The sequence below is a fragment of the Pseudomonas sp. MWU12-3103b genome, assembly GCF_023100615.1.
GTDB classification, from domain to species: Bacteria; Pseudomonadota; Gammaproteobacteria; order Pseudomonadales; family Pseudomonadaceae; genus Aquipseudomonas; species Aquipseudomonas putida_A.
In genome coordinates, this window is the sequence record NZ_JALMEY010000002.1 from 468,544 (window position 1) to 481,323 (window position 12,780).

Annotated in this window: 11 protein-coding genes; all 11 read left to right on the forward strand. The window is 60.8% G+C overall.

Annotated features, from left to right (window positions below):
• Complete coding sequence (locus tag M0808_RS05860) at nt 1-738, forward strand: cephalosporin hydroxylase family protein (RefSeq protein WP_027614220.1); 738 nt, start codon at nt 1-3, stop codon at nt 736-738.
• Nucleotides 739-793: 55 nt separating this feature from the next.
• Nucleotides 794-3,709, forward strand: a complete 2,916-nt coding sequence (locus tag M0808_RS05865; RefSeq protein ID WP_247840275.1) for a TIGR00180 family glycosyltransferase — start codon at nt 794-796, stop codon at nt 3,707-3,709.
• A 30-nt stretch (nt 3,710-3,739) separates the two neighbouring features.
• Nucleotides 3,740-4,741 (forward strand): UDP-N-acetylglucosamine 4,6-dehydratase (inverting), encoded by a 1,002-nt coding sequence (pseB, locus tag M0808_RS05870; RefSeq protein WP_027614222.1) that lies wholly within the window; start codon nt 3,740-3,742, stop codon nt 4,739-4,741.
• Complete coding sequence (gene pseC, locus M0808_RS05875; protein ID WP_247840277.1) at nt 4,738-5,895, forward strand: UDP-4-amino-4,6-dideoxy-N-acetyl-beta-L-altrosamine transaminase; 1,158 nt, start codon at nt 4,738-4,740, stop codon at nt 5,893-5,895. The genes pseB and pseC overlap by 4 nt, the downstream gene beginning before the upstream one ends.
• Nucleotides 5,896-5,926: 31 nt before the next feature.
• Nucleotides 5,927-6,547 carry a pseudaminic acid biosynthesis-associated methylase gene (locus tag M0808_RS05880; RefSeq protein ID WP_003222837.1) on the forward strand — a complete coding sequence of 207 codons (621 nt, stop codon included), beginning with the start codon at nt 5,927-5,929 and terminating at the stop codon, nt 6,545-6,547.
• Nucleotides 6,544-7,239, forward strand: a complete 696-nt coding sequence (pseF, locus tag M0808_RS05885) for a pseudaminic acid cytidylyltransferase (protein ID WP_247840279.1) — start codon at nt 6,544-6,546, stop codon at nt 7,237-7,239. Before M0808_RS05880 ends, pseF begins: the two co-directional genes overlap by 4 nt.
• Nucleotides 7,236-8,741, forward strand: a complete 1,506-nt coding sequence (gene pseG, locus M0808_RS05890) for a UDP-2,4-diacetamido-2,4,6-trideoxy-beta-L-altropyranose hydrolase (protein ID WP_247840281.1) — start codon at nt 7,236-7,238, stop codon at nt 8,739-8,741. The genes pseF and pseG overlap by 4 nt, the downstream gene beginning before the upstream one ends.
• Nucleotides 8,734-9,786, forward strand: a complete 1,053-nt coding sequence (gene pseI / locus M0808_RS05895; protein WP_097090146.1) for a pseudaminic acid synthase — start codon at nt 8,734-8,736, stop codon at nt 9,784-9,786. The genes pseG and pseI overlap by 8 nt, the downstream gene beginning before the upstream one ends.
• 227 nt (nt 9,787-10,013) lie before the next feature.
• The gene (locus tag M0808_RS05900) at nt 10,014-10,940 is read left to right on the forward strand and encodes a ketoacyl-ACP synthase III (RefSeq protein ID WP_096796272.1); all 927 of its coding nucleotides are present in this window, start codon (nt 10,014-10,016) and stop codon (nt 10,938-10,940) included.
• An 85-nt stretch (nt 10,941-11,025) separates the two neighbouring features.
• Nucleotides 11,026-12,315, forward strand: coding sequence for a 6-hydroxymethylpterin diphosphokinase MptE-like protein (locus M0808_RS05905; RefSeq protein WP_096796271.1), 1,290 nt, complete (start codon nt 11,026-11,028; stop codon nt 12,313-12,315).
• Entirely contained in the window at nt 12,312-12,584 is a 273-nt protein-coding gene (locus tag M0808_RS05910) for a hypothetical protein (RefSeq protein WP_123589240.1), read from the forward strand. The genes M0808_RS05905 and M0808_RS05910 overlap by 4 nt, the downstream gene beginning before the upstream one ends.
• Nucleotides 12,585-12,780 lie beyond the last annotated feature (196 nt).

Below are 12,780 nucleotides of genomic sequence, written 5' to 3' on the forward strand. Positions count from 1 at the left end.
ATGACCGACAACAGCATCAACCAAGCTTTCGAAGCCGAGTGCCGCGAGCAGATCGCCCAGCAGGGTGACGACCAGAAACTGACTGGCCTGGCCCGTGATTTCTTCAACGAATCGGCCAAACACAAGTACAGCTACCACTTCTCGTGGATGGGTCGCCCGATCATCCAGCTGCCGCAGGACATGATGGCGATGCAGGAGATCATCTGGCAGGTCAAGCCGGATCTGGTCATCGAGTGCGGCATCGCCCACGGCGGTTCGATCATCTACTACGCCTCATTGCTGGAACTGCAAGGTCACGGTGAAGTGCTGGGCATCGACCTCGACATCCGCCCGCACAACCGTGAAGCGATCGAAAGCCACCCGATGGCCAAGCGCATCAAGATGATCGAAGGTTCGAGCATCGACCCGGCCATCGCCGCTCAGGTGCAGGCTGCGGCCAAAGGCAAGAAGGTCATTCTGGTGCTCGACTCCAACCACACCCACGACCACGTGCTCGAAGAGCTGCGCCTGTACGCGCCGCTGGTCTCGGTCGACAGCTACTGCGTGGTGATGGACACCGTGGTCGAAGACATGCCGGCCGATTTCTTCCCGGATCGTCCATGGGGCCCGGGCGACAATCCGAAAACCGCGGTGTGGAAGTACCTGGAAGAGAACCAGGACTTCGAGATCGACCAGCAGTTGCAGAACAAGCTGCTGATCACCGTGGCGCCGGACGGCTATCTGCGTCGCGTTCGTTAATTCGCACCATCACCAAAGCGTTATCTCGGCGAGTCGCCGGTTGTGGAGAGAAGTTATGCAAGGCAAGTACAGTTCTGAACTGGCGCTACCGCTCAACGAGCTGTTGACCGTGGTGCTGATTACTCACAATCGGCCGGCGTTCCTGCGTCGGGCGGTGAAGTATTACAGCAGCTTGCCCTGCCGGATCATGGTGCTCGACTCGACGGTCGAGCGGCCTGAAGGGGATTTTTCCGCCGTCGATTATCACCATGTGCCGCAGTTCGCCTACTGGGGCATGCAGGCCAAACTGGCTTATGGTGTGGAGCAGCTGACCACGCCGTATATGGTGCTGGCGGCTGACGATGACTTCATCCTGCACGATTCGCTGGCCGAGTCCGTGAACTTCCTGCAGGCGAATCAGGACTACGGCATGTGCCACGGCTATTGCCTGATGTACCTGTCTCTGGCCCATGGCGTGAACTACTACCGTCGTGACAAGAAAGTCCAGGAAGACTATTCGTCCGAGCGGGCGCAGGATCGTGTCATCGATTACATGAGCCAGTACATTCCGCCGTTCTACGCGGTGACCCGTACTGACCTGATGAAAAACTGGCATTCGGCGTTGCCACCGGGTACCAATTTCCAGTGGCAGGAAATCGGTCACGTCTATTACCTGCTGGCCAGTGCCAAGGCGCGGATCCTGTCGATGCCTTATGTGGTGCGTGAGATCAACTACGGTGTCTCCGAGCACAATACCGATGTGTATCACTCGCTGACCTACGCCGACGGCAAATCGGTCGCTGAGCGAGAGGCCTTTGCCGAGTTTCTCGCCTCCCTGCCAACCGCCATTCAAGGGCTCGACGCCGGACAGCTCAAGGCGTTTGCCCTGCAGAGTTTCGAGGCCATGGCCGACAGCTTGAAGACTGGGCGCGCGCTGACTGCAGAACTGATTTTCGAATCCACCTGGAACCAGAACCTTAGGCATCCAGATCGTCGTTTCGGCCCGTTGCAGTACGTCGAGATGCCGTTTTACAACCAGCCGTTCTTCGATCGTCTGGAACAGTTCGAATTCATGCTGCACGCCATGCCCGCCGGCCGTATGCAACTGGAAGGACTTGAAGGCATATGGACGCGTCAGGCACACCTGCTGCAGGCACGTAACAACGATACGCCGGAAAGTGTGGTCGACCGTTTGTGGCAGGCGCACGACCTCAATGCTTTCAACCAGACAGTCGTCAAACGCCTTGCCGCACATCTCGACACCCTGGGTGAAGACGAAGCCGCCCAGTCGGTGAACGAATGGATTGCTCGACTTGAGGCGCTGACGGTTGAAGATCATCAGGCGGTCTTCGAAAAAATGAAGTCCGGTCGCCTGCTGCAGTGGCTGGCCGCGCGTGAGCCGTCGGCGCAACAGATCGAGTCGATCACTCGACAGCTGTCGGCCCATGACGGTGGCCCGCAGTTCGGCATTTTCCTGCTGGATCTGGATGACCAGATCGACAAGGTGCAGGTCTCGCTCGACAGTCTGCTCGAGGGGCACTGCAAAGCGTTCAAGATTGTGGTGTTCACCACGGGCGAACCGCCGGTAGCGACCACCGCGCAAAACACCCTGCACTTCGTGCGCGTCACCCAGAGCAACTATGTCGACAAGTTGAATCAGAGCGCCCAACAGTCACCGTGCGACTGGCTGCTGCTGGCGCAAGCGGGCGACGAGTTCACCGCTGGCGGCTTGTTGCGGGCCAGTCTGGAACTGATGTCCGCCACAGGTGTGCGTGCCGTGGCCACCGATGAAATCCAGCGCAAGGAAAACGGTGCGCTGGTCGACGTCTTCCGCCCGGGCTTCAATCTGGACCTGCTGCAAAGCGTTCCAGCGCTGATGGCGCGTCATTGGTTGATTCGCCGCGAAGTGTTGCTCGAAGCCGGTGGCTATCAGGCCGACTTCAGCAAGGCCCTGGAACTGGATCTGCTGTTGCGCATAATCGAACAGGGCGGCATTGGCGGCCTGGCGCACCTCGACGAGCCACTGCTGATCACCCAGGCCTCGGTGCTGGAAGAGAATGCCCACGAACGTCAGGCGCTGCTGCGTCACCTGACCAATCGCGGATACAAGGCCAGGGTCACCTCGGCGACGCCCGGTACTTATCAGATTGATTACCGTCATGCCGAACAGCCGCTGGTGTCGATCATTGTGCCGGCCATCGATGACCTGCCGGCACTGCGTCGCTGCCTGGAAGGCGTGTTGCTCAGAACCCGTTACAGCCGCTATGAAGTGCTGATTGCAGCGAATCCGAATCAGTCGGCCGAGGTCAATGACTGGCTGGGCACGCTGCGTAACCCTAAAGTCAATGTGCTGCGTGCCGATCAACCGCTCGGCGAGACGGCGTTGTACAACGCCGCCAGCGAGCAGGCGCAGGGTGAGTATCTGGTGCTGTTGGCCGCTGACAGCGAAATCGTCAATCCGAACTGGATCGACTCGTTGCTCAATCACGCGCAGCGTCCGGAAGTGGCTATCGTCGGTGCCAAACTCGTTGATCGTGACGGCAAGATCGCCCATGCCGGTTTGATTGTTGGTCTGAACGATGGCGTGGGCTCGCCTTTCATCGGTGAAAAACATGCCGCTGAAGGCTACATGCAACGCCTGGCGGTCGAGCAGAATTATTCCGCGGTGTCGAAAGTGTGTCTGATGATCCGCAAAGAACTGTTCAACGCACTGGGCGGTCTGGACGAAGTGACGTTCGCCGACGGCTTGAGTGATGTCGATCTGTGCCTCAAGGCCGGTGATGCGGGTTACCTCATTGTGTGGACGCCGCTGGTGCAGGTTGTGCATCCGGGCCTCTTGCCGCAAGCGCCATCAGCCCTGGCTGCTTTGCGTGAGAAGTGGGGCGGCGCCTTTGCGCAGGACAGTGCCTATAACGCCAACCTGTCCCTCATCGGCAAAGGTTTTACCTTGGGTGAAAGCACGCCGGTCAACTGGTCGCAGTTACTCGCTTGAGTCCGTCGGACAAGCAACAGGAATCAGCACATGTTCAACGGTAAATCGATCTTCATCTCTGGCGGCACCGGCTCGTTCGGGCGCAAATTCATCGCCCGTCTGCTTGAGCAATACCAGCCCAAGCGCGTGGTGGTGTTCTCCCGCGATGAACTCAAGCAATACGAAATGCAGCAGACGTTCAACGCGCCGTGCATGCGTTATTTTCTCGGTGACGTGCGCGACGCCGACCGTCTGCGGCAGGCCATGCGCGGCATCGACTACGTGGTGCACGCGGCGGCGCTCAAGCAGGTGCCGGCGGCGGAGTACAACCCGACCGAGTGCATCCGCACCAACGTCAATGGCGCGGAGAACATCATCGCCGCCGCCATCGACAATGGCGTGAAGAAAGTCGTCGCGCTGTCCACCGACAAGGCCGCCAGCCCGATCAACCTGTATGGCGCAACCAAGCTGCTCTCGGACAAACTGTTCGTCGCCGCCAACAACATTGCCGGCGAGCAGCAGACCCGTTTTGCCGTGGTGCGCTACGGCAATGTGGCGGGCTCGCGGGGGTCGGTGGTGCCGTTTTTCAGCAAGCTGATTGCCGACGGTGCGCAGGAGTTGCCGATCACCGACGAGCGCATGACCCGATTCTGGATCACTCTGGATCACGGCGTGCAGTTTGTCCTCGACAGCTTTGCGCGGATGCACGGCGGCGAAGTGTTCGTGCCGAAGATCCCGTCGATCCGCATCGTCGATCTGGCGCGAGGCATGGCCGAGCATCTGCCGCACAAGAACGTCGGTATTCGTCCCGGGGAAAAACTGCATGAACTGATGGTGCCGCTGGACGATGCGCGGATGACCCTGGAATTCGAAGACCACTACACCATCCAGCCTTCCATCCGCTTTACCAGCGTCGATGTCGATTTCTCCATCGACAAGCTTGGCGAACATGGCCGGCCGGTGAGTGAAGATTTCGAATACCGCTCCGACACCAATCCGCACTACCTCTCGGTCGGGCAGATCGCCGAGCTGCACGCGAAGTTGTCGGCATGATTCCCTACGGTCGGCAGAGCGTTGATCAGGCGGACATCGATGCAGTGGTCGAGGTGTTGCAATCGGACTGGCTGACCCAGGGCCCGACCATCGAGCGCTTCGAGCAGGCAATGGCCGAGCGTTGCCAGGCTGACTTCGCCGTGGCGGTGTGCAACGCCACCGCGGCGCTGCACATCGCCTGCCTCGCTGCCGGCCTTGGCCCGGGCGATCGCTTGTGGACCACGCCGAACACTTTTCTGGCCTCAGCCAACTGCGGGCGCTATTGCGGCGCCGACGTGGATTTCGTCGACATCAATCCGCTGACCTGGAACCTCGATGCCTTCGCCCTTGCCGCGAAACTCGATCAGGCCGAACAGGACGGCACACTGCCGAAAGTGTTGGTGGCGGTGGCGTTCTCCGGGCAGAGCTGCGACCTGCGCAAGATTGCCGAACTGGCCGAGCGCTACAACTTCACGGTGATCGAAGACGCCTCGCACGCGGTGGGCGCCAGCTACGCCGGGCGCCCGGTGGGCTGCGGGGATTTTGCGGCGATGACCGTGTTCAGTTTCCACCCGGTGAAGATCATCACCAGTGCCGAAGGCGGCATGGTCCTGACCAATCGCCCGCAACTGGCCGAGCGTCTGCAACGCCTGCGCAGCCACGGCATGACCCGCGATCCGCAGCAGATGAGCGAACCCAGCCACGGCCCGTGGTATTACCAGCAGATCGAGCTGGGTTTCAATTACCGGATCACCGATTTGCAAGCGGCGCTGGGTCTGTCGCAACTGGGCAAACTGGACGGGTTTATCGCCCGTCGCCGCGAACTGGCGGCGCGTTACGACCGGTTGCTGGCGTATCTGCCACTGAGCTTGCCCAGCGCGCAGCCGGAGGCAGAATCGGCGTGGCACCTGTACGTGGTGCGCCTGCAGACCGAGCGCATCGGCCTGACCCACCGTCAGGTGTTCGAAGGCTTGCGTGCCGCCGGCATCGGCGTGAACCTGCACTATATTCCTGTGCATTTGCAGCCGTACTATCGCGACCTGGGTTTTGCCGAAGGCGACTTCCCCGAAGCCGAGCGTTATTACGCCGAGGCGATCAGCCTGCCGCTGTATCCGTTGCTCACTGACGAGCAGCAGGATCATGTGGTCGAGCAATTGCGCCGGCTGACCGAATAAACCCCGCTGCGGCGGCGAATGAGACTGTGCAATGCGTGATCTGAGTGAGCAGGAAAAATTCTGGCAGGGCGATTTCGGCAACCAGTACGTGGATCGCAACGTCGGTCAGCCGCTGGTCGCGGCCAATCTGGCGTTGTTCGCCAAGGCCCTGAGCCGCGCCGGGCGCATCGACAGTGTGGTTGAGCTGGGCACCAATGCCGGCAACAACCTGCAGGCGCTGCATCAACTGCTGCCGCAAAGTGAGTTGTTCGGCGTTGAGATCAATGAAAGCGCCTGTGCTCAGGCGCGGGCACTGGGCATCGCGCAGATCTGGCACGGCTCGCTGTTCGATTTTCCCCGCGAGCGCAGCTACGACCTGACCCTGAGCAAAGGCGTGCTGATCCATCTGGCGCCGGAACTGCTGCCGACTGCCTATGCGCAGCTGTATGAGCTGAGCCAGCGCTACATCCTGATCGCCGAGTACTACAACCCGGCGCCGGTGGAGGTGTCCTATCGCGGCAACAGCGGCAAGCTGTTCAAGCGCGATTTCGCCGGGGAAATGCTCGATCGATATGCCGATCTGCACTTGCTCGATTACGGCTTTGGTTATCACCGTGACCCACAATTCCCGGTGGACGACATCACCTGGTTCCTGCTGGAAAAACGTCCTTGAACAGCGTCGCAATCATCCCGGCCCGTGGCGGCAGCAAGCGCATCCCGCGCAAGAATCTGTTGCCGTTCGACGGCGTGCCGATGATCGTTCGCTCGATCCGTACGGCGCTCGACAGTGGCCTGTTCGAACAGGTCGTGGTCAGTACCGATGACGCCGACATTGCCGAGCTGGCGCTGGCCCATGGCGCGCAAGTGCCGTTCCTGCGCCCGGCTGAACTGGCGGATGATTTCACCGGCACCGCTGCGGTGATCGTGCATGCCTTGCAGCAACTGCCAGCCTTCGATTACGCCTGCTGCGTGTACGCCACGACGCCGTTGTTGCAGGCGCGCTTCCTGCGGCAAGGATTTGAGCTGCTGCAGCAGCACCCGGACAAAGCCTTTGCGTTCTCCGTATGCAGCTTTGGTTTCCCGGTGCAGCGGGCGCTGACGCTGGACGGGCAGGGCGCATTGACCGCGTTGTACCCGGAATTTCGCAACACCCGCTCGCAGGATCTGCCTGAAGCTTTTCAGGACGCCGGCCAGTTTTACTGGGGCCGTCGCGAGGCGTGGCTGCGCGGTGACGTGTTGTATTCACCCGCGAGCCTACCGGTGCTTCTGCCGCGGCATCTGGTGCAGGACATCGATACGCCGCAAGACTGGAAACGCGCCGAATACCTCTACGCCGCGCTCAAGGCCGGCGGAGAACTGCAATGAGAGTGCTGATCCGCGCTGACGCTTCGCCGACCATCGGCAGTGGCCACATTGCCCGTTGCCTGACGCTGGCGCGAGTGCTGCGCAAACAGGGCAGTCATGTCGCGTTTGCCTGTCGGCGGTTGCCCGGGCATCGGCTCGATGCCTTGGCTGCCGAAGGTTTCGAGACCTTCGCCTTGCCGGACGTCTACCCCGACGAAGACCCGCAGCAAGCCATTGAATCGATGCTGCCGTGGCAGGCGGACATTGAGGCGCTGGATGCCTTGCTGGCAGGTCACGCTGCATTCGACTGGATCATCGCCGACCACTACGGCCTCGATCATCATTGGCAAACCGCTGCCCGTCGTTGGGCGCCACGGATTGCGGCGGTGGACGATCTCGCCACCCGCCGTTACAGCGTTGATCTGCTGCTCAATCAGAACCTGTCCGGCCTCAGCGAGAACTACGCGCCGCTGCTGCCCGAAGGCTGCCGCACCTTACTCGGCCCGCGCTACGCCATGCTGCGCGAAGAATTCGTCTGCCCGGCCATCGAGATCAAACCCAAGGCCCGCCGTGTGCTGGTGAATTTCGGTGGTTTCGACGCGGCGATGCAGACCCACCACGCGATGCTGGCGCTGCAGGATTTCACCGAACTGGAAGTGGATTTCGTCGCCGGCGCAGACAATCCGGCATGGACACAAATGCAGGCACTGGCCGCAACACGGCCGCACTGGCGCCTGCACAGTTTCGTCAGCGATTTCCAGCAACGCATGACCGCGGCCGATCTGTTTATCGGCGCCGGTGGCGGCACCAGTTGGGAGCGTGCAGCCCTCGGCCTGCCGACCCTCTGCATCGCGGTATCGAACAATCAGCAGGCCAACGGCGAAGTCATGGCAGCGGCGGGGGCGCATGTGTTCATGGGCGCCCGCGAGCAGGTCAGCGTCGAACAACTGCGCGACGCCATCGGTTTTGTCGTCGACAATTTTTATCTGCGCCAGAGCCTGGCCGAGCGTTCGCGGCAACTGGTCGATGGGCGCGGTGCATTACGCGTGGCGGCGGCGTTGGCCGGTGCGGTGCTCAAGCTGCGCCCGGCGACCCTCGATGATGCGCAATTACTGTTCGACGGGCGCAATGCCGAGGCTGTGCGGCGCTGGTCACTGGACACGGCTGCGATCGAATGGCCGCAGCACCTGAACTGGCTCAATGCGAGTCTGCGCAACCCGCAGCGTCTGCTGTTGATTGCCGAGGCGGATGACGGCGCGGTCGGCGTCTTGCGTTATGACCTGCGCGGCTTTGAAGCCGAAGTGTCGCTGTATCTGCTGGAAGGACGGCTCGGTCTCGGCTGGGGCAGGGCGCTGCTGGCGCGAGGCGAGGCGTTCGTCCGCGAGCACTGGCCGCAGATGACCGTTATCACCGCTCAGGTGCTGCCGGGCAATCGCCCCTCTTTGAATGTGTTTCGTGACGCCGGATTCACCCAGAGTGCCTGCGCGTTCACCAAGGTTTTGAAGGATCACCGCGATGAGTAGTTTCAAGATTGGCGAGCGTCTGATCGGTGCCGATGCGCCGCCGTTCATCATTGCCGAGATGAGCGGCAACCATAACCAGTCGCTTGAGGTGGCCCTGCAGATTGTCGAAGCCGCCGCCAAGGCTGGCGCGCACGCCTTGAAGTTGCAGACTTACACCGCGCAGACCATGACCCTGGATCTGGCCGAGGGCGAGTTTTTCATCAAGGACCCGAACAGCCTGTGGGCCGGCACTTCGCTGTTCGACCTGTATGAGAAAGCTCATACCCCATGGGAGTGGCACGCGCCGATTTTTGCCCGGGCCAAAGCGTTGGGCATGCTCGCGTTCTCGACGCCGTTCGATGACACGGCGGTGGACTTTCTCGAAAGCCTCGATGTGCCGGCGTACAAGATCGCCAGTTTCGAAAACACCGATCTGCCATTGATCCGCCGTGTGGCGGCGACCGGCAAACCGCTGATCATCTCCACCGGCATGGCCAGCATCGCCGAGCTCGACGAAACCGTGCGCGCCGCCCGCGAGGCAGGGTGCAAGGATCTGGTGCTGCTCAAATGCACCAGCACTTACCCGGCAACCCCGCTCAACAGCAATGTGCGCACGATCCCGCATCTGCGTGAACTGTTCGGTTGCGAGGTAGGTCTTTCCGATCACTCCATGGGCGTTGGCGTGTCCGTGGCCGCTGTGGCGCTCGGGGCGACAGTGGTGGAGAAACACTTCACCCTCGACCGTTCGGCGGGCGGGGTCGATGCCAGTTTCTCGCTGGAGCCAGCGGAACTGGCCAGTCTGGTGGTGGAAACCGAACGCGCCTGGCAGGCCATGGGCCAAGTGCATTACGGCGTCACCGAGGCCGAGCGCAAGTCGCTGGTCTATCGCCGTTCGCTGTACGTCACTGCCGACATGGCGGCCGGTGAAGCCTTTTCCGGGGACAATCTGCGCGCCATTCGCCCAGGTCTCGGTCTGCCGCCCAAGCACACCGATGCCGTCCTCGGTCGCCGCGCTCGTCAGGCGATCAAACGTGGCACGCCGCTGGACTGGTCGTTGGTCGAATAACCCGATCTGCAACCGATTCGGCAAAATAGCGTGACCTGCGAGTCATAACGCGCATCTTCACTGTATTGTATTGACCGGGGAGATGGCGCCTGGCCGTGTAATCGGTTCCAGTGATAGCCCTTTGCGCTCCCCGTGGCTGCCCGTTGTGGCGGCCGTTTTCTGTTTGTCGGCGCCCCTCGAATCCTTGCGAGCGGTGGTTTTGGGCTGTTTTTTATTGGGAAGCCGTAATGATTGGCATAAAAAGCATTGCGAGCTACGTTCCTGTAGCCGGCGTGGACAATTACGCACAAGGTGCAAAATTCGAGAAGGATGAAGAATTCATCCTTGGCAAAATCGGTTCGGCCTTCCTGCCGCGCAAAGACGCTGAACAGGAAACCTCCGATCTGTGCGTGGAAGCGGCCAATGCGCTGTTTGCCAGCAACCCTGAACTGAAGCGTGAATCGATCGACGCACTGATCGTCGTCACCCAGAACGGTGACGAAGAAGGTCTGCCGCACACCGCGGCGATCGTCCAGGACAAGCTCGGCCTGCCGACTAATGTCGCGGCATTCGACATTTCCCTGGGCTGCTCCGGTTACGTCTACGGCATCTACGCGATCAAGGGCTTCATGGAAGCCGCCGGCCTGAAGAACGGCCTGCTGATCACCGCTGACCCGTATTCGAAAATCGTCGACCCGGAAGACCGCAACACCACCATGCTCTTCGGCGATGCCGCCACGGCGACCTGGATGGGCGAAGATCCTTCCTGGGCGCTGGGCAAGGCCAAGTTCGGCACCGACGGTTCCGGCGCACCGCACCTGAAAGTCACCGATGGCGTGTTCTTCATGAACGGGCGTCAGGTGTTCAACTTCGCGCTGCTCAAAGTCCCGGCGCACTTGCACGAATTGCTCGACGACTCCGGCCTCAAGGCTGACGACATCGACGCCTTTTGCATTCACCAGGGCAGTGCGGCGATTGTCGATGCGGTGGCCCGCCGTTTCGAAGGCGAGCCGGAGAAGTTCATCAAGGACATGGTCGAGACCGGCAATACCGTGTCGTCGAGCATTCCGTTGCTGCTGGAAAAACACGTACTCGATTCCGACTGGCAGCGCATTGCCCTGAGCGGTTTCGGTGTCGGTCTTTCGTGGGGCTCGGCGATCATCTATCGTCCTTGAGTCGGTCAAAAACGGCGGATACAAAAATAGCGTTCAAGGTTACCCTTGAGCGCTATTTTTTTGCCCGAACGAAACGCGAGGCGTCATGAGCGAGTTTTTCCAACCCAACGCCCAGGTCATCCAGCAACGCTGGCCGGCGTTGTTCGAGCGGCTGATGGCGGAAGACACCTCAGTCGTTCAAGCCGAACTGGTGCAGGGCTTGGGCTCGACGCTCAGTGTCAATGGCATTCAGCTGACCAGTCGCCACGACCGCATCCATGAAGCCCGCATCCAGGCGGCCAGCCTGGCGGAAAAATCGCAGTTGCATGTCTACGGCACTGGCCTCGGCGATTTGCCAACGGTGCTGCTGGAGCGCGCTGGCCTTGAGCGGTTGTACGTGCATATCCTCAATGGCGCGGTGTTCGCGCTGGTGCTGCAACTGCTCGATCAGCGCCCGTGGCTGGAAGATCCGCGTGTGCAGCTGTTCTATGCCGGTGATCTGTCAGACATCTGCACACCGTTTTTCGCCCTGCCGGCGGAGATGCTGCTGGCTGATGATTTCAACGCGAAGATCCGCGATCGGCTGGTCAGCGAAGTGCACTTGAGCTTCAACAATCGCGAGTTCGATCCAAACTTGCCGTTCATTCAACAGCGTTTGCAGGATTGCCTGCCGGTGTTGCTGGGTGATGACGATGTGGCGCAGTTGTTCGGCAGCGCCAATGGCCGGGAAATCTATGTGATCGGCACCGGGCCGACCCTGGAAGGGCATTTCCAGCGTCTGGCGGCGGTGCATGCGCAGGCTGAACGTCCATTGTTGATGTGCGTCGATACCGCTTACCGGCCACTGCGCGAACACGGCATCGTCCCGGATCTGGTGGTCACCATCGATCAGCGCATCAGCTTCCGGCATTTGCCGTTCGAGGACTCCGCTGGCATCCCGCTGGTGTATCTGCCTATGAGCGATCCTGCGGTGCTGACCGCCTGGAAGGGCAAGCGTTACGGCGGTTACTCGGCCAGCCCGGTGTACGCCGCGTTGCGTGAGCAATATCCGCGCGGACAACTGCATGTCGGTGGCAGCGTGATTCATCCGGCGGTGGATCTGGCGGTGAAGATGGGCGCCTCGCGCATTACCCTGTTTGGCGCTGACTTTGCGTTCCCGATGAACAAGACCCATGCCGGTTGGAATGATGGTGATCTGGGGCCGGGGGTCGATCAGGCGCGGCACTGGGTACAGGACGGCCATGGCCAGCGGGTCAGCACCCAGCTGAACTTTCGCGGCTATCTGTGTGTGCTGGAGCGCTATATCGCCGCGCATCCGCAGGTGCAGTTTTTCAACAGCAGTCGCGCGGGCGCACTGATCGCCGGGACGCAGTTCAATCAGGAGTTTGTGCAATGACGACGATTGAGCAGTGCGTCGACGAGTGCCGTCAGTGCGCCGGACTGTTTCGTCTGGGGCGTGATGTCGAGGCGGCGCTGGATATGGTCGATGTGTTCGAGGGCGCGCAGCAGTTGCTGATAACTGCGCCTGCGCCGATTCAGCAGGACTGGTCCTTTGTGCTCACGCACATGCTCGACTGTCAGGAGCGTCAGGACTGGCTGGGGTTGGCTGACTGGATGGAGTACGAGCTGATCGAAGTGTTGCAAAAAGCACGATCGGCAAAGTGAGCGACCGCACTGGCCCGCGGCTTTACGCGCGGGTCGGTTTTATGGCGTCATTTTTTCGCAGGTGGGAGGGCGCTAAGCCCTTGTTTTCTCGGGGGTGGCAGGGTGATGGCAAATTTTTTTCAAAAAGCCCTCAAGCAACTTGCCAACCCGACGATAACTATTACGAAGGTTCTCTAGGCCATTCCAGGCGGTTGCC